Below are 25,923 nucleotides of genomic sequence, written 5' to 3' on the forward strand. Positions count from 1 at the left end.
GTGCCTCCTGTGCCCCGCCGAACCCGTCAGAACAGCGGGCGAACCTGCACCACGAGGGAGATGAGCAGGCCGAGCAGCATCCACGGTCCGAAGGCGATGTCGTCCTTGCGGGAGCCGCGGCGCAGGACGAGGCGGGCCAGCCCGTAGACCCCGGACAGGATGAACGCGGCATACGACGCCACGAGGGTCGTCGACACGCTGACGTAGCCCGTGGCCAGCCCGACGAGCCCCGCGAGCGTCACGTCGCCGTAGCCGAAGCCGCTGCCGAGCAGCGCCGCGACGAGCGCGAGCACGAAGTAGATCGCCCAGAGCACGGCGCCGGCGATCGCCGCCCGGCGCAGCGCCTCCCAGTCCCCCGACGCGAGCGACGCGAGCGCGAGCTGGGCGACGAGAAGGGGGTATGCCGGTCGTGTCAGTCCCCGGGGCAGCCGGTGCACGTCCGCGTCGATCCACGCGAGCGCCACCGCGACGAAGGCGAAGGCGAGGTAGGCCGGGCTCAGCGCCCACTCCGACAGGGGACCGAAGCGCCACGCCAGCAGCCCCCACAGGAGGGCCAGCGCGACGGGGACGACGCGCGAGGACACCCGGGGGTGCGGACCGGTCTCGTCGTCGAGGCGGTAGCCGCCGGTCGCGAGACGCCGGCGGAGCACCTCTCCGACGCCCGCCCCGGCGACGGCGAGCAGCGCGACGAACCACCACGGCGTGGCGGGGAAGGTCGCCCAGGTCATGAGGGCGTCGGGAGCGGCGTGCCCCACTCGGGGTCGACGAGGGCGGCGAGAGCCGTGGCCATCGCGTCGAGCGGGGCGGGTCTGCCGGTCATGAGGGTCACCTGGGCCGCGGCCTGGTGCAACAGCATGTCCGTGCCGGCGGCGAGCGTCCACCCGCACGCGCGGGCGCGGCGCTGCAGCGGCGTGGGTCCGTGGCCGTAGACGACGTCGAGCACCGTGAGGGGGCTCTCGTCGCGGTCGGTGACGGGGAAGGCGTCGAGGCCGGGCACCGCCTCGGGTGGCACGGTGCTGATGACGACGTCCGCGAGGGGCCAGTCGCCCAGGGCGACGGCGTCAACGACGAGCCCGGCCCGCTCGGCCTGCTCGACCGTCTCGGGCCTGGGCCGGTCACGCACCATGAAGGTCACCCGCCGCGTGCCCGAGGCGGCGAGCGCGGCGACGGCCGAGCGGGCCGTGGCCCCGCTGCCGATGACGAGCGCGTGGGTCGTGTCGACGCACCCGGCCACGAGCAGCGCCGCCTCGATGCCGTGGATGTCGGTGTTGTGGGCGTGCCAGCCGGCCGGGGTGGCCACGAGGGTGTTGGCCGAGCCGGTGTCGCGTGCGGTCGCGTCGACGACGCTCGCCGCCGTGAGCGCCACCTCCTTGAGGGGCATCGTCAGCGACAGTCCGCGCCAGGTGTCGTCGAGCCCGGCGAGGGCGTCCGGGAACGCTGCCACGTCGACCTCGCGCCGATCGTAGGTCCAGGTGCGCAGCCCGAGGGCCGCGTAGGCAGCGCGGTGCAGCACGGGCGAGAGCGAGTGCCCGATCGGGCTGCCCCACACCGCACAGTGCCGGGGCATCGCGCTCCCCTCGCTCAGCACTTGCCCTTGTTGTCGGCGCACCACTTCTGGAACTGCGCCACGTTGCGCTGGTGCTCCTCGTAGGTGGCCGCGAACTTCGTCTCGCCCGTGTCGAGGTTCACCGTGACGAAGTACAGCCACGGCCCGGCGACGGGGTTGGCGGCCGCCTGCAGGGCGCTCTCGCCGGGGTTGGAGATCGGTCCCGGCGGCAGGCCCTGGAAGCGACGGGTGTTGTACGGGTTGTTGCTCTCGAGCATCTGCTGCGTGGGCACGCCGCGCTTCTTGAAGATGTAGTTGACCGTCGAGTCGAACCCGAGCGACATCTTCTTGGCGAGACGGTTCTCGACGACACGGGCGACCCGCGAGCGGTCGGTCTCGTTCTGGGCCTCACCCTCGACGAGGCTCGCGACGGTCACGACGCGCTCCATCCGGTCCGGCGCGATGCCGAGCGCGTCGAGTCGCTTCGTCGACTCCGCCACCATCTCCTTCAGCTGGTCGAGCGCCGTCGCCGTGGGCCCGAACTCGTAGCTCGCCGGGAAGAGGTAGCCCTCGATGTTGCCCTTGGCCGACGGCGGCAGGCCCAGCTCGTCGACCTGCTTGGCCGCGGCGGCGTACTGGGCCACGGGGATGCCGGAGGACTTCGAGAGCTTGGCGTAGATCTCGTCGGCCCACAGGCCCTCGGGGATCACGACGCGGGTGATCAGGCGGTTCTTGGGGTCGACGAGGATGGCGAGCGCGTCGGCCGCCTTCATCTGCTTCTTCATCGTGTAGATGCCCGGCTGGATGCCGGCGCTCTTCGGGTCGTTGTTGGCCGCCTCGATGAAGGCCTTGCTCGACTTGACGACATCCTCGTCGGCGAGGGTCTTGGCGATCGCCGTGCCGCCCGACCCGCGGTCGATGGTCACGCGGACCTCGCCCGTGCCGGGGCCCGGGTAGTCGTTGGACTCGAGGAAGCCCTCGACGACGGGGCGCAGGGCCTTGTAGGCGACCGCGACTCCCCCACCGATGACGGCGAGCGCGAGAACGATGACGACGAGCCGGCGGAAAACCGAGGGCTTGCCACGCGGCGCGCCACCGGCCGCGGCCTTGGCCCCGCGGCGCTTGCCACGCTTGCGCTCCGCGAGCTCACGCTCGCGCATCTCGCGCCGGCTCAGCGGAGGCGTCGCACCCGGGTGGGCGTCGGGGGCGTGGCTGCCGTCGAGGTGGTCGACACCGTCGACGGTGTCCTCGTGGTCACCGAAGATCGATGACTCGAGATGGTCCTTCATCGACGACGTTCCTTCTTCCGTTTGCCCCCCGGCGTGACGGTCTCCCCCGGTGGGCGGCCCGACAGCGACTCGGTGTCGAGGGCCGACTGCAGGATGAGTACTGCAGCGGCCTGGTCGACAACGGCTCGTTGCCCCCGGCCCGGGACGCCACTGTCGCGTAGTCTGCGGTGCGCGTCCACGGTGGTCAAGCGTTCGTCGACCATCCGCACCCCTACCGTACCCAGTCGCCCCGCGAGCCGACCGGCGTAGTCGCGCGCGATGCGCGCCGCCTCGCCCTCCTCGCCGGACAGCAGGCGCGGCAGACCCACGACGACCTCGATCGCCGAGAGCTCGTGCGCGAGCGCGACGATCGCCTCGACGTCGCTGTCACCCTCGACGTCCCGGGGCAGGGTGCGCACGGGGTGGGCGAACACCCCCGAGGCGTCCGACGCGGCGACGCCGACGCGGGCGTTGCCCACGTCGACGCCGATGCGTGCCCCGGTCCGGGAGCGAGGGTCGGTCAAGGTCAGGCGCCCCGGTTGCGCAGCTGGTCCTCGACGACGCCGAGCGCCGCCGAGACCCGCGCCGGGTCGGTCCCGCCACCCTGGGCGAGGTCGTCCTTGCCGCCACCACCGCCGCCCAGCGCCTGGGCCGCCAGCTTGACGAAGGCCCCGGCCTTGAGACCGGCCTCACGCGCCCGCTCGTTCGTCGCGACGATGACGACGGGACGTCCGCCGGCCACCGACGCCATGGAGACGAGCGCCGGACGGTCGTTGCCGAGGCGACCGCGCACGTCCGTGACGAGCTTGCGCAGGTCGTCGCCCGCGACGCCGTCGCCAGCGTCGTGGCTCACGAAGGTCACACCGCCGATGTCGCGGGCCGACTGCACGAGACCCGAGGCCGCACCGAGCACCTGGCTCTGGCGGACGGCGGCGATCTCCTTCTCGGCGTCACGCAGGCGACCGAGGATCGCCGCGATGCGGTCGGGCAGCTCGTCACGTCGCACACCGAGGGTGTCGGTGAGCTGGCTGACGATCGTGGCCTCGCGCGCGAGGTGGGTGTAGGCGTCGGCGCCCACGAGCGCCTCGACGCGGCGCACGCCCGAGCCGATCGAGCTCTCGCCGAGCAGCTTGACGACCCCGATCTGGCCGACGCGCGGGGTGTGCGTGCCGACGCAGAGCTCGCGCGACCACTCGCCGATGGAGACGACGCGCACCCGCTCGCCGTACTTCTCGCCGAAGAGCGCCATGGCGCCGAGCTTCTTGGCGGCGTCGATGTTCATGATGTCCGCGGTCACCGGCAGGTCGTCGAGGAGCACGGCGTTGATCCGGCCCTCGATCTCGCCCATCGCCGCGGCGGGGACCGCCTGGAGGGACTTGAAGTCGAAGCGCAGCCGGCCGGGAGAGTTCTCCGAGCCCGCCTGCGTCGCGGTATCGCCGAGCTCGTCCCGGAGGGCCTGGTGGACCATGTGGGTCGCCGTGTGCGCGCGCGAGATGGAGCGCCGGCGCACGACGTCGACCTCCGCCTCGGCGTCCTCGCCGACCCCGGCCTCGCCCTCGAGCACCGTCGCGCGGTGCACGACGAGGCCGGTGATCGGGCGCTGCACGTCGGTGACCTCGAGGAGGGCACCGTTGGCCAGGCGGATGCGGCCGTGGTCGGCCTGCTGGCCACCGGACTCGGCGTAGAGCGGGGTGCGGTCGAGGACGATCTCGACCTCGTCCCCCACAGCGACACGGTCGACGACCAGGCCGTCGCGGATCAGGCCACGGATGCGCGTGTCGGTCAGGGTCTGGTCGTAGCCGGTGAACTCGACGTCGCGCCCGAGCGTGTCGGACAGCTGCCGGTAGACGCTCGTGTCGCCGTGCGCCGACTTCTTCGCGCGCGCGTCGGCCTTGGCCCGGTCGCGCTGCTCGCCCATGAGCCGGCGGAAGCCGGTCTCGTCGACCTGAAGGCCCTGCTCCGCCGCCATCTCGAGCGTCAGGTCGATCGGGAAGCCGTACGTGTCGTGCAGCGCGAACGCCTCGGCGCCGCCGAGGGTCGTCGCCCCGGAGGACTTGGCCCGCGCCACCGCGGTGTCGAGGATCGTCGTGCCGGAGCTGAGGGTGCGCCGGAAGGCCTCCTCCTCGGCATAGGCGACCTGGCTGATCCGCTGGAAGTCGGTCTCGAGCTCGGGGTAGGACGCCTTCATCCGCTCCATGCTGACGGGCAGCAGCTGCTCGAGGGTGGGCGCGTCGACGCCGAGCAGTCGCATCGAGCGCACGGCACGGCGCAGCAGGCGGCGCAGCACGTAGCCGCGGCCCTCGTTGCCGGGGGTCACGCCGTCACCGATGAGCATGAGCGAGGAGCGCACGTGGTCGGCCACGACACGGAAGCGGACGTCGTCGTCGTGGTCGGAGCCGTAGCGACGGCCCGAGAGGTCCTCCGCCGCCGCGATGACCGGGAAGACCTCGTCGGTCTCGTAGATGTTGTCGACGCCCTGGAGCAGGAACGCCACGCGCTCGAGGCCCATGCCGGTGTCGATGTTGCGCTTGGGCAGGTCTCCGACGATGTCGAAGTCCTCCTTGGAGCGGACGTTCTCGAGCTCGTACTGCATGAAGACGAGGTTCCAGAACTCGAGGTAGCGGTCGCCCGCCTCCCAGTCGCCGTCGGCACCGAACTCGGGTCCGCGGTCGAGGAGGATCTCGGAGCAGGGCCCGCCGGGGCCGGCGACGCCCATGTTCCAGTAGTTGTCCTTGCGGCCCAGGCGCACGATGCGGTCGTCGGACAGCCCGGCGACCTTCTTCCACAGCGCGATCGCCTCGTCGTCCTCGTGGTAGACGGACGCGTAGAGGTCCTTCTCGTCGAAGCCGAGGCCGCCCTCGGACTGGCTGCGCGTGATGAGCTCCCACGCGAGCTGGATGGCGCCTTCCTTGAAGTAGTCGCCGAAGCTGAAGTTGCCGTTCATCTGGAAGAAGGTGCCGTGGCGGGTCGTCTTGCCGACCTCTTCGATGTCGAGGGTGCGCACGCACTTCTGCACGCTCGTGGCGCGGCTGAACGGCGGGGTCTCCTGACCGAGGAAGTACGGCTTGAACGGGACCATGCCGGCGTTGACGAACAGCAGGTTGGGGTCCTCGTGCACGAGCGGGGCGCTCGGCACGACGGTGTGGCCCTGGCTGCCGAAGTACGAGAGCCAGCGACGCCTGATCTCAGCGGTTTCCATGATGCGTCCTTGCGGTGGTCGACGGGTGTGGTCTGCGGGAGGCCCGTCTCCCGTGGTTGAGGGGTGGACGGGCAGGCGGGGCGGGGTCAGCCCTGCGCCTCACTGGGGCGCGACTGACCCCCGGGGGGCTCGCCTCGCCGGCTGCAGGCCGTCGACACGGCTGCGCCTGGGTCCCTTCTGGGCCACGTTCATCGTCCTTCGGTCGTCGGCGCACGCTCACGCCCAGGTGGTTCAACCCTAACGGACCTCGCGAGCCCCGTCCCACCACCTTTGCCCGGGTATGCCGCTGGGCCGGCTCCCGCACGGGGAGCCGGCCCAGCCGCACACATGGTCCTGCGGACGAGGCGACCGTCAGGCCGGCACCTCGGCCACGAGGTCGGTCTTGACCTCGGGGAAGTGGCAGGCCTGGAGGTGCACGCCACCCTCACGGAAGGCGCGCGAGGCCACGTCGGCCGTCGCGGTGACGAGCGGCGGCTCCTCCTGGGCGCAGATGTCCTGCGCCTTCCAGCAGCGCGTGCGGAAGCGGCAGCCGCTCGGCGGGTCGATCGGGCTCGGCACGTCGCCGATCAGGCGGATGCGCTCCTTGGGGGCGATGCCACGCGCGACGTTGATGTCGGGCGCCGCGGAGAGCAGGGCCTGGGTGTACGGGTGCTCGGGAGCCTCGTAGATCTTCTTCTTGTCGCCGAACTCGACGATCTTGCCGAGGTACATCACGGCGACCTGGTCGCAGAAGTGGCGCACGACGCCGAGGTCGTGGGCGACGAAGATGAACGCGAGGTCCAGCTCGTTGCGCAGCTTGGCGAGCAGGTTCATCACCTGCGCCTGGATCGACACGTCGAGGGCCGAGACCGGCTCGTCGGCGATGATGAGCTTCGGCTCGACGGCGAGCGCGCGCGCGATGCCGATGCGCTGGCGCTGGCCACCGGAGAACTCCGACGGGTAGCGGTTGATGTGCTCGGGGTTGAGGCCGACGAGCTCGAGCAGCTCCTGGACCCGGGCCTTCTCCTTGCCCCGGTGCAGGCCGTGGACGCGCAGCGGCGTGCTGAGGATCGCGCCGACCGTCTGCCTCGGGTTCAGCGAGGAGTACGGGTCCTGGAAGATCATCTGGACGTCGCGGCGGATGTCGCGCAGCTCGTGCTCCTTCAGGTGCGTGATGTCGCGGCCGCCGAACTCGATGGTGCCGCCGGTCGGCTCGTCCAGGCGCGTCACGAGCCGCGACGTCGTCGACTTGCCGCAGCCGGACTCACCGACGAGTCCGAGCGTCTGCCCCTCCTTGACGGAGAAGCTGATGCCGTCGACGGCCTTGACCGTCGCCCTCACCATGCGCAGTCCCTGGACCTCGCGGATCGGGAAGTGGCGCTGGAGGTCGGTGACCTTGAGCAGGGTCTGGGCGCTCATCGGGCTTCCTCGTCGTGCTTCAGGGTGGCCACGGGATCGGCCAGGTGGCAACGGATCTCGCGGTTGTGCAGTCCGGGGGTCGGGCGCCACGCGGGCAGCTGCGTCCAGCAGGCGTCGCCCTCGACCTGTGACTTGAACTCGCACCGGGGGTGGAACGAGCAGCCGGACGGGAGGTTGAGCAGGCTCGGCGGCGTGCCCTTGATGGCGCGGAGCTCCTCGAGGTCCTCGGAGTGCGAGGGCAGCGACTGCAGCAGGCCGTAGGTGTACGGGTGCGACGGCTGGGCCAGCACCTCCTTGGCGCTGCCCTTCTCGACGCCGCGACCGGCATACATCACGAGGATGTCGTCGGCCGTCTCGGCCACGACCGCGAGGTCGTGGGTGATGAGGATGACGGCGGAGCCGAACTCCTTCTGGAGGTCGTTGACGAGGTCGAGGATCTGAGCCTGGACGGTGACGTCGAGAGCAGTTGTGGGCTCGTCGGCGATGAGCAGCTTGGGGTTGTTGACGAGGCCCAGCGCGATCATCGCGCGCTGGCGCATGCCGCCCGAGAACTCGTGCGGGTAGGAGTTCGCCCGCCGCTGGGGGTTGGGGATGCCGACGAGGTCGAGCATCTCGACCGCCCGCTTCATCGCGACCTGCTTGCTCACCTTGTTGTGGGCCTGGTAGGCCTCGGCGATCTGCTTGCCGACCTTGTGGAACGGGTGCAGCGAGCTCTGCGGGTCCTGGAAGACCATGGCGGCCTTGGTGCTGCGGATCTTCTGGAACGTCGACGCCGGGGCGCCGACGAGCTCGATCCCGTCCAGCTTGATGCTGCCCGTGATCTGGGTCCGCTTCGGGTTGTGCAGGCCGAGCACCGCCATGCTGCTCACGGACTTGCCCGAGCCGGACTCGCCGACGATGGCGAGGGTGCGCCCCAGGCGGGCCTGGTAGGTGAGGTTGGAGACCGCCTTGACGACGCCCTCCTCGGTGGGGAAGGCCACCGAGAGGTCGCTGACGTCGAGGACGACGTCCCCGGCGTTTCGAGCCTCGGCGGACTGGGTCGAGATGGTGTTCACGGACGCGGTCACGACAGCCTCACTCGCGGGTCGATGAAGGAGTAGGCGATGTCGACGACGAGGTTCATGAAGACGACGACGACCGCTCCGATGAGGACGGTGCCCATGATGACCGGCAGGTCGAAGGCCTTGAGCGCGGCCAGGCCGCGACGGCCGATGCCGTCGACGCCGAAGATCTGCTCGGTGATGAGCGTGCCGGTCAGCAGAGCGGCGATGTCGAGGCCGAGGATCGTCGCGATCGGGCTCATCGCCGCGCGGAAGCCGTGCTTGTACAGCACGGTGCGCTCGCTGATGCCCTTCGAGCGGGCGGTGCGGATGTAGTCCATCGACAGCGTCTCGATCATCGAGTTGCGGGTGTACCTGACGTAGGACGCCGAGGTGACGAACCCGAGGATCAGGGCCGGCGCGAGCATGCCCATGAAGTAGGGGCCGACGCCCGCCGAAATGGAGGAGTACTGCGGCAGCACGTTCCAGAGGATGACCGGGTAGAGGGCGACGAGCAGCGCGAGGACGTAGTACGGGATCGAGCCGAGCACCTGCGAGGCGCCGACGAGCCCACGGTCCGTGGCGGAGCCACGTCGCACCGCCGCGATGATGCCCAGGGTCACGCCGACCGTCACGAACACGACGGCGGCCATCAGGGCCAGCACGATGGTGTTCGGGAAGCGGGTGAACAGCTCCTCGTTGACGGAGCGTCGCGTCACGAACGAGAAGCCGAGGCACGGTGCGCCGCAGTGGACGGTGTCACCGGCGTAGACGAAGTCGCGCCCGAAGAACAGACCCTTGAAGTAGTCGAAGAACTGCACCGTCAGGGGCTTGTCCAGCCCGATGCTCTTCGTGATGGCGGCGAGTCGCGTCGCGTTGCAGCGCGTCTCGGGACACATGGCCTGCGCCGGGTCGGACGGGCCCGCGAAGAACAGCAGGAACGCCGAGACCAGCGTGGCCAGGATGACGCTCAGGGCGAGAGCCAACCGCCTGAGGATGTACGTGAGCACGTTTTGCCTTCCAAACGAGGTGGGCGCCGGTGGTGGGGGCCCGGGAGATCCCGGACCCCCACCACGGCGGTCAGTTCAGATCGTGCTCCCCCGAGGGGGAGCCGTCACTGCCGACTCAGGAGTCGAGCCACACGTCCGTGAGGTCCGGCATGCCCTTGTTCGGGTTGTTGTGGACGTTCTTGACCTTCGTGCCGAAGACCGAGTTGCCCTTGTCGTTGTTGTCCGGGATGGCCAGGAGGTAGTTCTCCGTGAGCCACTTGTCCATCTTGCCCCACTCCGGCCCCTGCTCCGTGATGGAGAGCTGCTGGATGCGCTTGATCTCGGCGTCGATCTTGGCGTCGGAGAAGTTGCCGAAGGTCGTGCCACCCTGCGAGAGGGCGATCGTGCCGAAGGTGGGCGGGATGATCGAGTCGGCGGACGGCCAGTCGAAGCACCAGCCGCGCGGCGACTGGAGCATGTTGTACTTGCCCTTCGGGTCGCCGACGAGCTTGCGACGCTCGGCAGCCGGGACACCGATGTCCTGAACCTTGAAGCCGGCGGCCTCGAGCTTCTGCTTGCGGACCTGGTTGACCTTCTGCGCGATGTCGTCGTCGTTGGTGTAGTAGTAGATGAGCTCGAAGGGCTTGTCGGGGCCGTAGCCGGCCGCGGCGAGCATCTTCTTGGACTCCTCGGCGTTGCCGTCGCCCTGGCCGTTCATCTTGAAGCCCGGGGCAGCCTCGGCCGTGTAGTCGAGGTGACCGGCGATCTGCGGCGGGATGATCGTGCTGGCGGGCGAGAACGAGTGCGTCGTCTCACCGCCGGCCTTGTGGATCGAGTCGAAGGGGTACGCCACGGCGATCGCCTTGCGGACCGGCAGCGGGATCTTGCGGGCGTCGAGGTTGACCATGAGCACGCAGGAGGAGGGGCCCTCCTCGAACTGGGCCTTCTTGTCGCCCTCGATCTGCGGGATGAGCGAGGAGTCGATCGGGTCCCAGTTGAGGCTCGTCGCATCGTCGCCGTTGGAGGCGAGGATCGCGGTCTGCGTCTTGATGGTGTCGACGCCCCACTTGAAGTGGAAGCCGTCCGGGTAGTTGTGGCGCGCGGCGTCCGTGGCGGGGTCCCAGTTGGGGTTGCGCTTGAGGACGAGCTCGGTGCCCGGGGTGTACTTGTCGAACATGTACGGGCCGGTGGCGAGCGGGTGCAGCTGGTAGTCGGCCTTCTTGTCCTTCGCCTCGGGGATCGGCGTGAACTGGTTGAAGGAGACGAAGTAGGGCAGCGTCTCGAAGCGCTTCTCGAGGTGGAAGACGATGGTCTTGTCGTTGGTGGCCTCGACGCCCTTCCAGTTCTTGTCACCCTTGTAGGGGCCCTGGTAGTCCGCGCCGCCCTTGAAGAACTCGCGCTGGTAGGTCGGGCCGTTGGCGGCGAGGTCGGGGTCGAACGAGCGCTTGGCCGCGAAGACGATGTCCTGGGCCTTGACCGGGGAGCCGTCCTCGTACTTGATGCCGTCCTTGAGCGTGAACGTCCACGTCAGGCCGTCCTCCGACTGCTTGCCGAGGTCGGTGGCGAGGTCCGGAACGAGGACCTGCTTGCCGTCACGGCTGACGTAGGTGGTCAGCGCGCGGTTCGTCAGCGAGAAGATGACGGCCGTGTCCTGGTAGAACTGGTCGCTCGGGTCCATGTTGGCGGGCGTCGAGGCGTAGGGCACCGTGAGGATGCCACCCTTCTTCGCACCGGGGATCTCCGGGGCCGGGCCCTTGGCGTTCGGGTCGAGGGCGGCACCCGCCTGGTCGACCTTGCCGCCGTTGGCACCACCGGTGCCGGACGGCGTGTTGGTCGCCGACGGGGCGCCGCAGGCCGCGACGAAGCCGAGGGAAGCCGCGGCTCCCACGGTCAGGACTTTGGTCCAGCGCATTGTTGTTTGCTCCCTTTTGCTTGTCCCGGCGTTGTGCCGGGAACATCTGGTGACCGCGACCCGATGGGTCAGCGGCGGCTGGTGGGGTCGAACGCGTCGCGGATCGAGTCGCCGAGCAGGCTGAGGGCGAGCACGAGGAGCGACAGGCCGATGACCGAGGGCCAGAGCCACAGGGGGTACGTGGCGAAGAGGTTCTGCGCGTCGGCGATGGTGCGGCCCCACGACGCGGTGGGCTCGACGAGACCGGCTCCGAGATAGCTCAGCGTCGCCTCGTAGGTGATGTACGCCGGCACCGCGATCGAGGCCGAGACGATGATCGGGCCGACGAGGTTGGGCAGGATCTCCCGGAAGAGGATCGAGCGCGTCGGGACACCGATGGCACGGGCCGCCTGGACGAACTCCCGCTCGCGCAGGCTCTTGACCTCGCCTCGCACGAGTCGTGCGAGGCCCATCCAGCCGAAGACGACGAGGATGACGATGAGCACCCAGAAGCGGATCGTCGAGGTCTCCTCCGGGGTGAGGTCACCGCCGGCGGCCAGACGCTTCTGCATGATCGGGATGATCGCGAGCACGAGCAGCAGGATCGGCAGCGACAGGAAGAAGTCGATGACCCACGAGATGATCTTGTCGGCGACGCCGCCGAGGTAGCCGGCCACGAGGCCGAGCACGACACCGAGGACCGTCGAGGCGAAGGCGGCGACGAAGCCGATGATGAGCGACGGGCGGGCGCCGTAGGCCCAGCGGGCGAAGAGGTCACGGCCCAGGCGCGGCTCGACGCCGAGCCAGTGGGCCGAGCTCGCGCCGACCGTCGGCAGGCCGTTGAAGTCGACGAGCTCGGTGTGCACGGTGCCCGGGTCGGCCTTGGCCTTGGTGATCGGGTCGATGGCCTCGAGCGAGACGAGCAGCGGCGCGAAGATCGCGACGACGATGAAGAACAGGATGATGACGGAGCAGATGATCGCGACCTTGTCCCGTTTCAGGCGGGCCCAGGCCACCTGGCCGGGGGACCGTCCCGTGCGGACGTCCTGGTGCTCAGGCGCGGTCGTCGAAGCCCTCTCGTCGGATTCCTCGGTCAGCGTGACTGCTGAGGGCTCCGGCATTGCGTTCAACGCATTGTCTCCATCCTTGTGGGATCACTTCCGGCCCGGGGTTACGTCACCCGAGCCGCCCCCAGGGGCACTCCAGATCTTCCGGATGCCACCCCCGCCGGGACGTCGTGAGCCTGCCACAGAGTCTTACGTCGTCCAAGCATCGGACCGGTCATGGATGACAAATCGTTACCGACCGCCTCGTTCCACGACACAATGTCCGCCCGCGCCTCGCAGGCCCGAAACAATCCGCCTCGCAGGCCCGCGGCGGGGGCCTCGGCGTCACTGCCGGCGCGTGCGTCCCAAGCGCCCCGACAGCCACTCCCAGCGGGTCCGGAGCCTCTCCTCGAAGCCGCGGTCGGTGGGGCGGTAGTAGCTGACGGCGTCGTGCAGGTCGTCCGGGAGGTACTGCTGCGCCGCCACCCCGTCGGGCTCGTCGTGGGCGTACACGTAGCCCTTGCCGTGGCCGAGCCGCTCGGCCCCGGCGTAGCCGCTCCCCCGCAGGTGCGCGGGCACGACGCCTCCGCGCCCGGCCCGGACGTCGGCGATCGCCTCGTTGATGCCGAGGTATGCCGCGTTGGACTTGGGTGCCATGGCGTTGTGCACGACGGCCTGGGCCAGGATGATCCGCGCCTCTGGCATGCCGATCTGGGCCACGGCGTGCATCGCGGCCACGGCCGTCTGCAGGGCCGTCGGGTCGCCCATCCCGACGTCCTCGCTCGCGGAGATGACGATGCGGCGCGCGATGAAGCGCGGGTCCTCCCCCGCCTCGAGCATCCGGGCGAGGTAGTGCAGGGCCGCGTCGACGTCGCTGCCCCGCATCGACTTGATGAGCGCGCTGGCGACGTCGTAGTGCTGGTCCCCGGCCCGGTCGTAACGCACGGCCGCCTGCGCGACGGCCTGCTCGACGTGGGCGAGCGTGATCTCGACGGGGTCGTCGGAGAGCCGTCCTGCCGGCTGGGCGTCGAGCGCGACACCGGCGGCGGCCTCGAGGGAGGTCAGGGCGCGGCGCGCGTCGCCACCGGCGATGCGGACGAGGTGCTCGGTGGCGTCGGCCGCCAGGGTGTGCTCGCCGTCGAAGCCGCGTTCGTCCGTGAGGGCGGCCGCGAGCAGCTCGCCGATCTCCTGGTCCGACAGGGACTCCAGGGTGACGAGCACCGAGCGCGAGAGCAACGGGGAGATGATGCTGAAGGACGGGTTCTCGGTCGTGGCGGCGACGAGGATGACGGTGCGGTTCTCGACGCCGGGCAGCAGGGCGTCCTGCTGGGCCTTGGTGAAGCGGTGGATCTCGTCGAGGAAGAGCACGGTCTGGCGCGAGTAGAGGTCGCGCTCACGGACGGCCGACTCCATGACGGAGCGGACGTCCTTGACGCCGGCCGTGACGGCGGAGAGCTCGACGAACCGGCGCTCGGCGGCGGTCGCGACGAGGTGCGCGAGCGTCGTCTTGCCGGTGCCGGGCGGGCCCCAGAGGATCGCCGACAGGGGTCCGGCGGCCCCACCGGACCCTTCGATGAGACGGCGCAACGGGCTCCCGGGCCGGAGCACCTTGGACTGGCCGCGCACCTCGTCGAGGGAGCGCGGGCGCATCCGCACGGCCAGCGGGGCGACCCCGGCCGAGGCCGGCTGCTCGCCGCGGTCGGCGGCGGAGGCCGCACCGAAGAGGTCCGCCGGACTGTCTGACATCACTGTGGAAGGCTATCCGCGTGCAGAACCCCTCATCCGCGGGCCCGGCGCCGCGCACCCGTCTGGCCCGTCTCGGAGGACTCATCGCGCGGCACCCGCGCAGCTGGGTGGCGGCGTGGGCCGTCATCGCGGTCGCGTGCTTCGCCGTCGCGGTCGGCGGGGTCACCGGAGAGTCCCTCTTCGAGAGGCTCCACTCCGGGGCGCCGACGGTCGAGTCCGAGTCCTCGCGCGCCCAGGACGTCATCGCCGAGAGCCAGCCGGCCCTCCAGACCCTGACGATGCAGGTGAACGGCGCCGACCTCACCGACGCCAAGACCGTGCAGGACGGCGCAGCCGCGACCCGGGCCGTGGCCGCGGTCAAGGGCGTCAAGAGCGTCCGCTCCCCCCTGCTCGCGCCGAAGGGCGTGACCGACCCGTCCGTCGCCCCCCTGCTCAAGGGCGGCACCCCGGCCGCCGGCGGCTTCGTGACGGTCGTCGACTTCGAGCCCGGCCTCGACAAGGCTGCTCAGGACTCCGCCGAGTCCCCCGCGGAGACACGGCTGCTCGCGGTCGCGACGGCGATGGACGCACAGGGCACCGTCGGCAGCACGAGCAAGGTCATCAAGGCCATCACGAGCACCGTGGAGCACGACCTCCTGCGCGGGGAGGGCATCGCCCTGCCGCTCACCTTCCTCGTCATGTTCTTCGTCTTCGGCGGCTTCGTCGCCGCGGGCATGCCGATCGTCGGGGCGATCGTGTCGATCGGCGGCGCCCTGCTCTCGCTGTTCGGCTTCTCCCACGCCGTCGAGCTCGACGCGACCGTCGTCAACATCGTGACCCTGCTCGGCCTCGGCCTGTCCATCGACTACGGCCTGCTCACGGTCAGCCGCTTCCGTGAGGAGCTCGCGCACCGTGAGCACGACGTGCCGACGAGGGAGGAGGTGGCCCGCGCGACCGAGCGCACGGTGGCCACGGCGGGGCGCACCGTCCTCTTCTCCGGTCTCACCGTCGCGATCGCCCTGGCCGGCCTGCTCGTCTTCGAGGCCTCGATCATGCGGGCCATCGGCGTGGCGGGGGTCAGCGTCGTCCTCGTCGCGATGGTCGTGGCGATCACGCTCGTGCCCGCGCTCTGCGTCGTCGGCGCAAAGCGCCTGTCCCGCAAGGCGGTCGAGCAGGCCTCGGACGTCGGCCTCTTCTCGCGTCTCGCCGTCGCCGTGCAGCGTCGACCGGTGCTCGTGATCGTCGGGGTCGTCGTCGTCCTCGTGACGCTCGCGCTCCCGACGCTGTCGATGAAGCTGACCTCGTCGGGCACCGAGCTGCTCCCGAAGGACGCACCGCAACGCGTCTTCTTCGAGCAGCTCGACCGTGACTACCCCGCGCTGTCCGCCCCCGAGGTGACCGTGGTCGCCGCGTCGTCCGACACCGCCGCGGTGACGTCGTGGGCCCAGCAGTTCCGCTCCCGGCCAGGGGTCGAGGGGCTGGCGGTCCAGCCGCTCGGGGCCGACCACCAGCGCGTCAACATCCGCGTCGCCGGACGGCCGACGTCCGACGAGGCGCAGGACCTCGTGACGACGATCCGCGCGACGAGCGCGCCCTTCGAGACCCTGACGACGGGGCAGGCAGCCGGACAGATCGACTTCCTCGACTCCATGTCCGCAAGGGCGCCGTATGCCGTGGGCCTCGTCGTGCTCGGCACCTTCGTCCTGCTCTTCCTCATGACGGGGTCGGTGGTCGTCCCGGTCAAGGCGCTCCTGCTCAACGTCATCTCGCTCGGGGCCGCGCTCGGGGTCGTCGTCTGGATCTTCCAGGAGGGCCACCTCGAGGGCCTGCTCGGCTTCACCTCCGTCGGCGCCGTCGAGTCGATGGTGCCCTTCCTCGTCCTCGCCTTCGGCTTCGGGCTGTCGATGGACTACGAGGTGTTCCTGCTCTCGCGCATCGTGGAGTTCCACCGGCACGGCGCGGAGAACGACCGCGCGGTCTCGCTCGGCCTGCAGCGCACCGGACGCATCATCACCTCGGCGGCGCTGCTCATCGTCATCGTCTTCGGTGGCTTCGTCGCGGGCGACATCCTCATCATCAAGCAGATGGGCGTCGCTCTCGTGGCCGCGGTCGTCATCGACTCGACGCTCGTGCGGATGCTCCTGGTCCCGGCGACGATGACGCTGCTCGGTCGCTGGAACTGGTGGGCCCCCCGCCCGCTCCGGCGCCTCCACGACCGGTTCGGGATCACCGAGTGAGCCCAGTGAGCCGAGTGAGCAGCCGGGTGGACACCCGATGACCGCCGTCGTCACCGGTCACGGCCTCGACGGCCTCCTGGCCGAGACCGGTGCGCACCCGTTCGTGCGCTGGGAGGTCACGGACGAGCTGGCCACCACGTGGTGGAGCGCCGCGGGCGCCGTCGCCTTCCAGCGCACGCGCAAGGCGGTGCGCCGGACCGTCAACGTCCTCGGCGACGACGACGGCGTCACGGCCCTGCTCGACCACCTGCCCGAGATCGCGGCGACCGTCTCTCCCGAGCGGCGCGCCTTCTCGGTCAGCGTGCCCCAGCACCTCGAGCCCCGGCTCCGGGAGCGCTACCGCGTCCTGGACGGTGGCGACTGGGAGTGGTTCCACACCACGACCGCCCCGGCCGAGAGCCCGTCGCACGAGCGGGTGCTGCCCCTCGACGACGTCGCTCGGGCCGGCGAGGTGCGCACCTTCCTGGAGGCGCACTCCCCCACGGCCGACACCGAGCCGGGCCAGGGCGAGCGCTGGTTCGCCGTGGAGGGGGCCGACGGGTCGCTGCAGGCGGTGGCGGCCTGGGGCACGACGCGCGCCGGAGCGCCGCACCTGTCGTCGGTCGCCGTCGACACGGGACTGCGCGGGCAGGGGCTGGGCCGCGCCGTCGTCGGTGCCGTCACCCGGGCAGCCGTCCTCGAGAGCGGGGTGTGCACCCTCGGGATGTACTCCCACAACGCCGTCGCCCGCAGCCTCTACCTCTCGCTCGGCTACGACCGCCTGTGCGCGTGGTCGAGCCGACCGGTCGTCATCGACCGCTGACGGACGCGGGGGCCGGCCCTCAGGCGAAGTCGGCAGCCACGACCTTGCGGTCCGCCTCCTGCACGAGGACGACCCAGTTGCCGGAGTTGTCGCGGCACACGGCCTCGGTGCCGTAGGGCCGCGCCGACGGAGGCTGGAGGAACTCCACGCCCTTGGCGCTCAGCTCGGCGTACGTCTTCTCGCAGTCGTCGACGGAGAGGCCGAGCCCGTTGAGCCCGCCGGCGTCGAGGGCCCGCTTCATCGCGGTGACGAGCTCGTCCGGGAAGGGCGGCCCGGGGATCGCGAGGCTGACCTGCAGCTCGGGCTGGTTGGGGTGCACGACCGTGCACCAGCGGTAGCCGTTGCCGAGGGTGATGTCGTCCTTCTCCTCGAACCCGAGGACGTCGACGTAGAAGCGCTTCGACTCGTCGATGTCCTTGACGAAGACACTGACGATGGAGATGTTCGTGATCATGCGGCCACGCTAGGACGGGCTCTGCCCGTCACGCTTCTCCTGCGTTGCGGAGCGTTCGGCGAGGCCCCACATGAAGATGACGCAGCCCGGGATGTGCGGACCTCCCGACGCGGCATACCTCGCCTGGAAGCTGCTCGGCGTCTCCCCGACGACCGCACGGAAGCGGCTGCTGAACGACCCGAGGCTCGTGAAGCCCACGGCGTGGCACACCTCGGTCACGGTGAGGTTGGTCGAGCGGAGCAGGTCCTGGGCCCGCTCGATGCGGCGCCTCGAGACGTACTCGGCCGGGGTGACGCCGTAGGTCGTGCGGAACAGCCGGAGAAAGTGGTACTTCGACAGTCGCGCCTCGGCGGCGAGCGCGTCGAGGTCGAGATCCTCGGCGTAGTGCCGGTCGGCGTGGTCGCGGGCGCGGCGCAGGTGGACGAGGACGTCGTCGGGGGCGCGTCGTTCCACGGTGGTCACCCCCACATCGTCGCCCCTCAGCGGGCCGTGTCGGTGACGAACGTGCCGTTGACCGCGCGGAGACGGCGCTCGAAGGACGTGGCCCGGCCGGGGCTGCGCTCGGTCAGGGTCGCGCGGGCGCTGGTGTCGGCCGTCGCGTGCCGCTGGTCCCGGGGCACGCCGTAGATCCACGCGGCGCGACCGTCGAAGGACGAGCTCTCGGTGCGGCTCGACAGGGCTGCCCCGCCGCGGGTCGTCGAGCTCGCGCGCTCCCAGGAGATCGCGAGGTCACCGGTCACGTCGTAGGCACCCGCGATGTCGGCGCGCGGGTGGAAGCCCAGGACCCCGTCCTTGTCCCACCGGTGCGTCGTGCGCTCGACGGTCGGCGTGCCCCTGCCGTGGCTCGTGGCGACCGACTGGGTGTCGGTCCACGCGGCCTTCAGGGTGTCGTCAGTCTCGTCGTCGGTCCACGAGTGCCGCGAGGTGTTCGAGAGGCTGCGCGTGACGGTGGTCGTGACCGGACCACGGGAGGTGGACAGCGTCCCGGTCACCCGGAGCTCGCGCGTGGCCTCGAGGTCGAGGTGGCCCGCGCGGTCACCGGTCCCGGCCACCGAGCTCTCGATCACCGGCTCGTTCGCGTATGCCGTCCCCATCGTCCCCGACACCACGCTGCGGCCCGCGTCGCGCCACACGCGGAAGCGCGGCGAGAGGGTCCACCCGCCCTGCCCCGAGGGCAGCCCGACGACCGAGATCCGGACGTCGTGCGACCTGCCGTCGTCGAGGCGGGCCAGGAAGGGGGTGAGGTCGTAGCCGAGCGGCGGGATGTCGAAGGCCTTGGGCGATGGGATCGCGTACCAGAGGAAGGGGTTGCTCCAGCCGCCGGTGTAGACGACCGGGTAGGGCGCCGCGATCCCGGCGAGCTGCCCGTCGATGCGCACGTCGACCTCGCGGTAGGGCAGGCCGTCCGGGCACGAGTAGCCCGTGCTCGCAGGCGCGCTCGTGTCCCAGAACTCCTCGCAGCCGCCGCCCGAGCCGGTCGCGAAGACGTCCGCCAGCAGCCGGGTCGAGTTGCGCGGCACGGTCAGCGTGCCGACGAGGTCGGTGCCGTCGCGCCAGGTGTCGGCGAGGGGCAGGACGGTGTCGGACGTCTGCGCCGCCGGGGCACCGCGCCCGGTGGTGTAGAAGTCCAGGTCGACCGTCACGTGGATGACGCCGGTGTAGGTCGAGTCGACGACGTTGCCGACGTAGGCATCGACCTGCTGCGGGTCGGCGAGCAGGGGCGCGAGGTCGGTGACGTCCTTCTCGACGTGCCAGCTGATCCCGTCGACGCTCGGCTCGGGGGTCGAGAGCGTCAGCATGCGCACTCCCCCGACGTCGACGTGACCGATGCGGTCGAACTGCCGTCCGGCCACCGAGCCCTCGAGCCGCATGACGACCTTCGACCACGGACCCGCGCAGCCTTGCGGCGGGGTGTAGTCCCGGGAGTGGACGTCGAAGTCGTCGAACGCGTCGTCGACGACCCGCACGGTGCAGTGGCGCGTGGCCGGCACCGGGACGGGCGGCTCGGGGGTGCGGGGGTTGTCCCAGTCGCTGCCGAACTCGGCCGGCGGGGTCGCCGCGGCCGCGACCGATGGGGCTGAGATCGCGGACGACGCGCCGCCGATGGCGAGCAGGACTCCCACGGAGGCGGCGAGGAGGGGACGCAGTCGACGGAGGCGCATGTCTCCGCACGTTAGGAGCCGGCCGGTCAAGGTAGGGCAAAGACCCGGGCTGCTCACGGCATACGACGTCGAGGGCACACGCGTGGAGGGCCGCCGTCACCCGGTGACGACGACCCTCCACGGTCGGGACGAGCGGGACTCAGCTCCTGGCGGGGCTGACCTCGGGTGCACCCTGCGGCGCGGGAGCCGCGGCGGCCGGCTTGGCGTCGACACCGGCCTCCTTGCGCTGCTCGCTGGTGATCGGCGCGGGCGCGGCCGTCAGCGGGTCGTAGCCGCCGCCCGACTTCGGGAAGGCGATGACGTCGCGGATCGAGTCGGTGTGCGCGAGGAGCGAGACGATGCGGTCCCAGCCGAAGGCGATGCCGCCGTGCGGCGGGGCACCGAAGGCGAAGGCCTCGAGGAGGAAGCCGAACTTCTCCTGGGCGTCCTCCTCGGACAGGCCCATGACCGCGAAGACCCGCTCCTGCACGTCACGCTGGTGGATACGGATCGAGCCGCCACCGATCTCGTTGCCGTTGCAGACGATGTCGTAGGCGTAGGCGAGCGCCGGCCCGGGGTCGGTGTCGAACGTCTCGAGGAACTCCGGCTTGGGCGAGGTGAAGGCGTGGTGGACGGCCGTCCACGCACCTGCGCCCACGGCGACGTCACCCGAGGCGACCGCGTCTGCGGCGGGCTCGAAGAGCGGTGCGTCGACGACCCAGAGGAAGCTCCACGCGTCCTCGTCGATGAGGTCGCAGCGACGGCCGATCTCGAGGCGGGCGGCGCCGAGCAGGGCGCGCGAGGCCTTGGCGGCGCCGGCCGCGAAGAAGATGCAGTCGCCCGGTTTCGCGCCGACGTGCGCAGCAAGACCGGCGCGCTCGGCGTCGGTGAGGTTCTTGGCCACGGGACCGCCCAGCTCGCCGTCCTCCTGGACGAGGACGTAGGCCAGGCCCCGGGCGCCGCGCTGCTTGGCCCACTCCTGCCACGCGTCGAGCTGCTTGCGCGGCTGGCTCGCGCCACCCGGCATGACGACGGCGCCGACGTAGTCGGACTGGAAGACGCGGAAGGTCGTGTCCTTGAAGTACTCGGTGCACTCGACGAGCTCGTTGCCGAAGCGGAGGTCGGGCTTGTCGGAGCCGTAGCGCGCCATCGCGTCGCGGTAGGTCATCCGCGCGAACGGCGCCTCGAGCTCGACGCCGATGAGGCGCCACAGCGCCTGGATGATCGCCTCGCCGAGCTCGATGACGTCGTCCTGGTCGACGAAGCTCATCTCGATGTCGAGCTGGGTGAACTCCGGCTGGCGGTCGGCGCGGAAGTCCTCGTCGCGGTAGCAGCGGGCGATCTGGTAGTAGCGCTCCATGCCGGCCACCATGAGCAGCTGCTTGAAGAGCTGCGGGCTCTGCGGCAGGGCGTACCAGGAGCCGGGCGCGAGGCGGGCCGGCACGAGGAAGTCGCGGGCGCCCTCGGGCGTCGAGCGCGTCAGGGTCGGGGTCTCGATCTCGACGAAGTCGCGGGCGCCGAGGACGGCACGCGCCGCGGCGTTGACCTTGGAGCGCAGGCGGATGGCGGCACCGGCCGAGCTGGCGCCGGGGCGCCGGAGGTCGAGGTAGCGGTGCTTGAGGCGGGCCTCCTCGCCGACGGTGACGCGCTCGTCGATCTGGAAGGGCAGCGGGGCCGCGGGGTTGAGCACCTCGAGCTCGCTGACGATGACCTCGATCTCGCCGGTCGGCAGGTCGGGGTTGGCGTTGCCCTCCGGCCGCGTGCGCACCTCGCCGGTCACCTTGACGCAGTACTCGTTGCGTACGTCGTGGGCGCCGCCCTCGGCGAGCACCTCGTCGCGGGCGACGACCTGCGCGACACCGGAGGCGTCGCGGAGGTCGAGGAAGGCGACCCCGCCGTGGTCTCGACGCCGCGCCACCCAACCGGTGAGGGTGACGGTCTGGCCTGCGTGGTCGGCACGAAGAGTGCCGGCCTCGTGAGTGCGGAGCACGGAGGGTCCTTCCGGGACGTGGTTCGGGTCGAGCGAGGGTCCGGCCGCTGGTCGGGCGCGGGCACCGAGGACCAATCCTAGACCGCCTGCACCTAGGCTCTTCGCCGTGCAGCACTCCCGCAACCGCGACCTCGACGGCGTCCGAGGTCTCGCAGTCCTCCTCGTCGTCGCCGCTCACTCGGGCCTCCCCGTCCGCTGGGGCGGCCTCTCGGGGGTGACGCTCTTCTTCGTGCTCTCGGGCTACCTCATCACGAGCCTGCTCATCCGTGAGTGGGAGCGGTGGGGGTCGATCAGCCTGTGGCGCTTCTGGGGCAGGCGGGCGCTGCGCCTGCTCCCGGCGCTGGTCCTACTGCTGGTGCTCGCTCCGGTGGTGCTCTGGGCGACCGGCGACAACCGTCTTTCAAGCTACCCGACGGCTGCCCTGGCCTCGCTCTTCTACGTCGGCAACTGGGTGCGGATCGCCGGGACGGACCTCGGCGTGCTCAACCACCTGTGGTCCCTGTCGGTCGAGGAGCAGTTCTACGTCGTCTGGCCGGCGATCTTCATCGCCCTCATGACCTGGCTGCGCAGCCGCGCGTTGGCCGTGGCGCTCAGCCTCGCGGCGCTCGCGACCTTCTACTCGGTCTGGACGCAGGGCACCGCACTCCGGCTCGACATCTCGACCGAGACCAACGCCTTCGCCCTGCTCCTCGGGGTCTCCCTCGCCTTCGCCCTGTCCGGGGTGAGGTCCCGCGGCTGGGAGCTGCCGACCGCGGACCCGCTCGTGCCGTTCGTCGTCATGGTCGCGGTCTCGGCCTTCCCGAGCCACGGCCTGGCCGTCGACCACCCGCTCTTCCGGCCGCTCGGCGCCGTCTACGCCGTGCTCGGGGTGTGGCTGGTGTATGCCGCCGTGTCGGGTCACTCGCGGGTCGTGGGCTCACGGGTCATGGTGTTCTTCGGCACCATCAGCTACGCGCTCTACCTGTGGCACCAGACGTTCATCAACAGCCACCTGCTCGGTGAGCACTCGACCCCCCGCAACCTCGTGCTCATCGCGGTCGCGATCCTCGTGTCGTGGCTGTCGTGGGTGCTCGTCGAGCGCCCGGTGAGCCGCCTGCGCGGTCGACTGCGCCTGGACCAGCCGTCCCGTCGGCAGGTGGAGTTCGCCGAGCAGCAGGCCGCCCAGCCGGTCAGCTGAGGTCGCGGACACCCTCGGCCGCGAGCGCCGCGACGGTGGCCGCGAGCGCCGGGCTGTCGGTCATGGTGCGCCTCCAGACGAGGCTGATGGTCCGCTCGGACACGGGGTCGACGATGGGAACGGCGACGACCCCCGCGGGCAGCGGACCTCGACCGAGCCGTGGCACGAGGGCGATGGCCTCCGCCTGCGCGACGAGGGCGACGTGCGTGGCGAACTCGAGGGCCACGTGCGCGATCCGCGGTGCCCGCCCGACGTCGGCGTACATCTTCTGGAGCCACTGGTGGCAGATCGAGCCGGGCGCGACGCTGGCCCAAGCCTCGTCGAGCACGTCGCCGACCCCGATCCCGTCGCGTCCGGCGAGTGGGTGGTCCTCGTGCACGAGCACGTCGGCCCGGTCCCGGCCGAGGTCGCGCACCTCCAGGTGGTCCGGGATCGCCAGCGGCAGCGGCTCCCAGTTGTGCACGAGCGCGAGGTCGTGCGTGCCGGCGGCCACCGCGTCGACGGCGTCCCAGGGGTCGATCTCGTCGGGCCGCAGCACCACCCCCGGCGCGACGTCGCGCAGGCGACCGATGGCGCCGACGACGATCCCGCGGTACGCCGTCGCGAAGGTCGCGAGGCGCACCGTCCCGGTGGTCTCGCCACTCGCGCCGTGCAGCCGCGACTCGAGACGCTCCATGTGGGCCAGCAGGTCCCGCGCCGACTCCGAGAGCGTGCGCCCCGCTTCGGTGAGCAGCACGCCCCTCCCCTGACGCTCGAGCAGCCGGACACCCGTCTGGGTCTCGAGGCGCTTGATCTGCTGGGAGACGGCGCTCGGCGTGTAGTCGAGCGCCGACGCTGCCGCCCCGACGGAGCCGTGCAGCTCGACCGCGACGAGGGACCGGAGGGCGATCGGATCGATCATGCAGCGATGCTACACAGTCGAGGCCACGACAGTTTGATAGACGTGAACGGTCAGGGCGCAGAGGATGGGCGTCATGCGCCGCCGCGACTCCGCCCTCGCCGTCCTCGTCGCCCTGCTCTGGGGCACGAACTTCGTCGCCATCCGCACCGGCCTCGACTCGGTGCCGCCCCTGCTCTTCCTCGCGGTGCGCTTCGTCGTCGTCTGCGTGCCGGCCGTCTTCCTCGTCCGCCGCCCGGGCCTGCCGTGGCGCGACCTCGCCCTCATCGGGGTCTTCACGAGCCTCGGCCAGTTCGCCCTGCTCTACCTCGCGCTGCACCTCGGCATGCCCCCGGGACTCTCCTCGCTGGTGCTCCAGGCCCAGGTGCTGCTCACGGTCGTCATCGCGGCCGTCTGGCTGCGCGAACGCCCCTCCGCCCTGCAGCGGGCGGGGGTGGCCCTCGGCGGCGCGGGACTGCTCACCATCGCCGTCGGGCGGGGGTTGTCGGCGCCCGTGCTGCCGCTCGTCGTGCTCGTCCTCGCGGCCGTGTCGTGGGCGGTGGGCAACGTGCTGACGCGCCGGGCGGGAGCACTGACGGCGCCCGGTGCCGGGCTCGGGGTCACCGTCTGGTCGGGTCTCGTCGTGCCGGTCCCGGCGCTCGCGCTCTCGCTCGTCGTCGAGGGGCCGGCAGCCGTCGGGGCGGCGCTCACCCACGTCCACTGGCAGGCCGTCGCCTCGACCGCCTACACCGCCTGGCTGTCGTCGCTCGTCGGCTACGGCATCTGGAACACGCTGCTCGCGCGCTACCCCGTCGCGAAGGTGACCCCGTTCGCGATGCTCGTGCCGGTCTTCGGCATGGCAGCCGCTGCGGTCGCCTTCGGCGAGCGGCCGCACGCGCTGGAGCTCGTCGGAGGCCTCGTGCTGCTCGCCGGTGTCGGCGTGGCCGTGTCCCGTCGCCGGGGTGGGACGCCCGAGCCGGTGGCGCCCGCTGCCTCCCCCGCCGAGCAGGCGATCACCTCACCCGTGGTCGCCGTCGACGTAGAGCCAGCGACCCGCTCGGCGCGCGAAGCGACTGACCTCGTGGAGCTCGCCCCGACCCCGTCCGGCCGGGCCTGACGGTTCGGTCCAGCGCGCGACGAACTCGACGACGCCGTCCTCGTCACCCGGCCCCCCGCTCTCGGTGCGCAGCACCGTGAGCCCGGTCCAGCGGGTGCCCGGGTCGAGGTCGACGCGTGTCGGGCGGGTGCGCGGGTGCCAGGTGCGCAGCAGGTACGCGTCGTCACCGGTCGCGAAGGCCGTGTAGCGCGAGCGCATCAGCTCCTCCGCGGTGGAGGCCGTGCGGTCCCTGCCGAGCAGCGGCCCGCAGCACGCGGCATACGACCTCACGTCGTCACCGCTGCGACACGGACACCGTCCGGACGCAGGCGACGCAGCGGGCGCAGCCGACCCGAACGCCGAGCCGCTCACCGCCGTGCGGCCCGCTGGGCGTCGCGGGCGGGCCAGGGAGCGTCGTGGGGCCGCAGCGTCGACCAGCCACGCTCGCGCGACAGTCCCGCCGAGAGCAGCCCGACGAGCGTGGCGGAGTTGCTGATCCGCCCAGCCAGCGCGGCGTCGACGGCGTCGTCGAGCGGCACCCACAGCGGACGGATCGTCAGCTCCTCGGCCGTGCGCTCGTGCGCGTCCTCCGCGTCCACCTCGTGCAGGCCGCGGGCGAGGAAGATCCGCACCGTCTCGGGGAAGGCGCCGGGCGAGGTGACGTCGTCGGCGAGCACGTGCCACTCGTCGGCCGTGAGGTCGACCTCCTCGAGGAGCTCGCGCGCGGCGGCGTCACGTGGCGGCTCGCCGTCGACGTCGAGCAGGCCCGCGGGCAGCTCCCACACGTGACCGCCGCTCGCGTGGCGGTACTGCCGGATCAGCAGGACGTGCAGCACGTCGTCGAGCTCGCGCAGGGCGAGCACGGCGACGGCGCCGGGGTGCGTCACGAGGTCCCTCGTGACGACGCCCCCGGCGCCCAGGTCGACGCGCTCACGCACGACGTCGAAGATGATCCCCGCGAAGGGCGTCGTCGACTCGAGCACCGGCTCGGCGGTCCACTCCTCGACGAGGTCGGCCGCGGTGCCGCGTGGGGCGTGCAGGCTCACC

General features: G+C 71.3%; 22 protein-coding genes. 4 read left to right on the forward strand and 18 right to left on the reverse strand.

Annotation, left to right across the window (positions count from 1 at the left end; genetic code table 11):
* Positions 1-26 precede the first annotated feature (26 nt).
* From IEY30_RS18130 to IEY30_RS18180, 11 genes are all read right to left on the reverse strand, one after another.
* Positions 27-728: a prepilin peptidase gene (locus IEY30_RS18130; RefSeq protein ID WP_030201785.1), complete on the reverse strand. Its 702-nt coding sequence runs from the start codon at positions 726-728 to the stop codon at positions 27-29.
* Entirely contained in the window at positions 725-1,567 is an 843-nt protein-coding gene (locus IEY30_RS18135; RefSeq protein WP_043417276.1) for a shikimate dehydrogenase, read from the reverse strand. Before IEY30_RS18135 ends, IEY30_RS18130 begins: the two co-directional genes overlap by 4 nt.
* 14 nt (positions 1,568-1,581) lie before the next feature.
* Positions 1,582-2,835 carry an endolytic transglycosylase MltG gene (mltG, locus tag IEY30_RS18140; protein ID WP_030201778.1) on the reverse strand — a complete coding sequence of 418 codons (1,254 nt, stop codon included), beginning with the start codon at positions 2,833-2,835 and terminating at the stop codon, positions 1,582-1,584.
* Positions 2,832-3,338 (reverse strand): Holliday junction resolvase RuvX, encoded by a 507-nt coding sequence (ruvX, locus tag IEY30_RS18145; protein WP_030201774.1) that lies wholly within the window; start codon positions 3,336-3,338, stop codon positions 2,832-2,834. The genes mltG and ruvX overlap by 4 nt, the downstream gene beginning before the upstream one ends.
* A gap of 2 nt (positions 3,339-3,340) precedes the next feature.
* On the reverse strand, positions 3,341-6,013 hold the full coding sequence (alaS, locus tag IEY30_RS18150) for an alanine--tRNA ligase (RefSeq protein ID WP_030201771.1): 2,673 nt from the start codon (positions 6,011-6,013) through the stop codon (positions 3,341-3,343).
* Positions 6,014-6,364: 351 nt separating this feature from the next.
* Positions 6,365-7,411, reverse strand: coding sequence for an ABC transporter ATP-binding protein (locus IEY30_RS18155; RefSeq protein ID WP_043417247.1), 1,047 nt, complete (start codon positions 7,409-7,411; stop codon positions 6,365-6,367).
* On the reverse strand, positions 7,408-8,478 hold the full coding sequence (locus IEY30_RS18160; RefSeq protein WP_043417244.1) for an ABC transporter ATP-binding protein: 1,071 nt from the start codon (positions 8,476-8,478) through the stop codon (positions 7,408-7,410). Before IEY30_RS18160 ends, IEY30_RS18155 begins: the two co-directional genes overlap by 4 nt.
* Positions 8,475-9,461, reverse strand: coding sequence for an ABC transporter permease (locus IEY30_RS18165; protein ID WP_030201762.1), 987 nt, complete (start codon positions 9,459-9,461; stop codon positions 8,475-8,477). Before IEY30_RS18165 ends, IEY30_RS18160 begins: the two co-directional genes overlap by 4 nt.
* 115 nt (positions 9,462-9,576) lie before the next feature.
* Positions 9,577-11,328: an ABC transporter substrate-binding protein gene (locus IEY30_RS18170; RefSeq protein WP_081920615.1), complete on the reverse strand. Its 1,752-nt coding sequence runs from the start codon at positions 11,326-11,328 to the stop codon at positions 9,577-9,579.
* Positions 11,329-11,420: 92 nt separating this feature from the next.
* On the reverse strand, positions 11,421-12,452 hold the full coding sequence (locus IEY30_RS18175; RefSeq protein WP_052358869.1) for an ABC transporter permease: 1,032 nt from the start codon (positions 12,450-12,452) through the stop codon (positions 11,421-11,423).
* A gap of 270 nt (positions 12,453-12,722) precedes the next feature.
* A complete protein-coding gene (locus IEY30_RS18180; RefSeq protein ID WP_030201752.1) occupies positions 12,723-14,123 on the reverse strand; it encodes a replication-associated recombination protein A in 1,401 nt (466 codons plus the stop codon).
* Positions 14,124-14,143: 20 nt separating this feature from the next.
* Here IEY30_RS18180 and IEY30_RS18185 point away from each other — a divergent pair, with 20 nt between their 5' ends.
* Together IEY30_RS18185 and IEY30_RS18190 are read left to right on the forward strand one after the other, a co-directional pair.
* Positions 14,144-16,339, forward strand: a complete 2,196-nt coding sequence (locus IEY30_RS18185; RefSeq protein ID WP_030201749.1) for an MMPL family transporter — start codon at positions 14,144-14,146, stop codon at positions 16,337-16,339.
* A gap of 37 nt (positions 16,340-16,376) precedes the next feature.
* Positions 16,377-17,141, forward strand: coding sequence for a GNAT family N-acetyltransferase (locus IEY30_RS18190; protein WP_052358868.1), 765 nt, complete (start codon positions 16,377-16,379; stop codon positions 17,139-17,141).
* 19 nt (positions 17,142-17,160) lie between these two features.
* Here IEY30_RS18190 and IEY30_RS18195 read toward each other — a convergent pair whose 3' ends face one another.
* The 4 genes from IEY30_RS18195 to aspS form a co-directional block, all read right to left on the reverse strand.
* Positions 17,161-17,595 carry a VOC family protein gene (locus tag IEY30_RS18195; protein ID WP_030201745.1) on the reverse strand — a complete coding sequence of 145 codons (435 nt, stop codon included), beginning with the start codon at positions 17,593-17,595 and terminating at the stop codon, positions 17,161-17,163.
* A gap of 9 nt (positions 17,596-17,604) precedes the next feature.
* Positions 17,605-18,057: a helix-turn-helix domain-containing protein gene (locus IEY30_RS18200; RefSeq protein WP_030201743.1), complete on the reverse strand. Its 453-nt coding sequence runs from the start codon at positions 18,055-18,057 to the stop codon at positions 17,605-17,607.
* 17 nt (positions 18,058-18,074) lie between these two features.
* Positions 18,075-19,757 (reverse strand): peptide-N4-asparagine amidase, encoded by a 1,683-nt coding sequence (locus IEY30_RS18205; protein ID WP_043417241.1) that lies wholly within the window; start codon positions 19,755-19,757, stop codon positions 18,075-18,077.
* Positions 19,758-19,896: 139 nt separating this feature from the next.
* The gene (gene aspS / locus IEY30_RS18210; protein ID WP_030201739.1) at positions 19,897-21,726 is read right to left on the reverse strand and encodes an aspartate--tRNA ligase; all 1,830 of its coding nucleotides are present in this window, start codon (positions 21,724-21,726) and stop codon (positions 19,897-19,899) included.
* 106 nt (positions 21,727-21,832) lie between these two features.
* On the opposite strand from aspS, the gene IEY30_RS18215 reads away from it, so the two are divergent.
* Complete coding sequence (locus tag IEY30_RS18215) at positions 21,833-22,903, forward strand: acyltransferase family protein (protein WP_030201736.1); 1,071 nt, start codon at positions 21,833-21,835, stop codon at positions 22,901-22,903.
* Here IEY30_RS18215 and IEY30_RS18220 read toward each other — a convergent pair.
* The gene (locus tag IEY30_RS18220; protein WP_030201734.1) at positions 22,896-23,804 is read right to left on the reverse strand and encodes a LysR family transcriptional regulator; all 909 of its coding nucleotides are present in this window, start codon (positions 23,802-23,804) and stop codon (positions 22,896-22,898) included. The two genes, IEY30_RS18215 and IEY30_RS18220, sit on opposite strands and share 8 nt — an antisense overlap.
* 73 nt (positions 23,805-23,877) lie before the next feature.
* Between IEY30_RS18220 and IEY30_RS18225 the strand changes: the two genes are divergently transcribed.
* Positions 23,878-24,897 (forward strand): EamA family transporter, encoded by a 1,020-nt coding sequence (locus IEY30_RS18225; protein ID WP_030201731.1) that lies wholly within the window; start codon positions 23,878-23,880, stop codon positions 24,895-24,897.
* Here the strand turns inward: IEY30_RS18225 and IEY30_RS18230 are convergent.
* Positions 24,799-25,167: a YchJ family protein gene (locus tag IEY30_RS18230; RefSeq protein ID WP_030201728.1), complete on the reverse strand. Its 369-nt coding sequence runs from the start codon at positions 25,165-25,167 to the stop codon at positions 24,799-24,801. The genes IEY30_RS18225 and IEY30_RS18230 overlap by 99 nt on opposite strands.
* Positions 25,168-25,244: 77 nt before the next feature.
* Positions 25,245-25,922 carry an NUDIX domain-containing protein gene (locus IEY30_RS18235; RefSeq protein WP_030201725.1) on the reverse strand — a complete coding sequence of 226 codons (678 nt, stop codon included), beginning with the start codon at positions 25,920-25,922 and terminating at the stop codon, positions 25,245-25,247.
* Between the last annotated feature and the right edge of the window lies 1 nt (position 25,923).

It is taken from the genome of Terrabacter tumescens (assembly GCF_014646815.1).
Classification (GTDB): Bacteria; Actinomycetota; Actinomycetes; order Actinomycetales; family Dermatophilaceae; genus Terrabacter; species Terrabacter tumescens.

What these genes read in the sequence shown, in the direction of transcription:
- IEY30_RS18130 (WP_030201785.1), bottom strand. Translation starts at nt 728, where the DNA reads ATGACCTGGGCGACCTTCCCCGCCACGCCGTGGTGGTTCGTCGCGCTG.
- IEY30_RS18135 (WP_043417276.1), bottom strand. Translation starts at nt 1,567, where the DNA reads ATGCCCCGGCACTGTGCGGTGTGGGGCAGCCCGATCGGGCACTCGCTC.
- mltG (WP_030201778.1), bottom strand. Translation starts at nt 2,835, where the DNA reads ATGAAGGACCATCTCGAGTCATCGATCTTCGGTGACCACGAGGACACC.
- alaS (WP_030201771.1), bottom strand. Translation starts at nt 6,013, where the DNA reads ATGGAAACCGCTGAGATCAGGCGTCGCTGGCTCTCGTACTTCGGCAGC.
- IEY30_RS18155 (WP_043417247.1), bottom strand. Translation starts at nt 7,411, where the DNA reads ATGAGCGCCCAGACCCTGCTCAAGGTCACCGACCTCCAGCGCCACTTC.
- IEY30_RS18175 (WP_052358869.1), bottom strand. Translation starts at nt 12,452, where the DNA reads ATGCCGGAGCCCTCAGCAGTCACGCTGACCGAGGAATCCGACGAGAGG.
- IEY30_RS18180 (WP_030201752.1), bottom strand. Translation starts at nt 14,123, where the DNA reads ATGTCAGACAGTCCGGCGGACCTCTTCGGTGCGGCCTCCGCCGCCGAC.
- IEY30_RS18190 (WP_052358868.1), top strand. Translation starts at nt 16,377, where the DNA reads ATGACCGCCGTCGTCACCGGTCACGGCCTCGACGGCCTCCTGGCCGAG.
- IEY30_RS18195 (WP_030201745.1), bottom strand. Translation starts at nt 17,595, where the DNA reads ATGATCACGAACATCTCCATCGTCAGTGTCTTCGTCAAGGACATCGAC.
- IEY30_RS18205 (WP_043417241.1), bottom strand. Translation starts at nt 19,757, where the DNA reads ATGCGCCTCCGTCGACTGCGTCCCCTCCTCGCCGCCTCCGTGGGAGTC.
- IEY30_RS18220 (WP_030201734.1), bottom strand. Translation starts at nt 23,804, where the DNA reads ATGATCGATCCGATCGCCCTCCGGTCCCTCGTCGCGGTCGAGCTGCAC.
- IEY30_RS18225 (WP_030201731.1), top strand. Translation starts at nt 23,878, where the DNA reads ATGCGCCGCCGCGACTCCGCCCTCGCCGTCCTCGTCGCCCTGCTCTGG.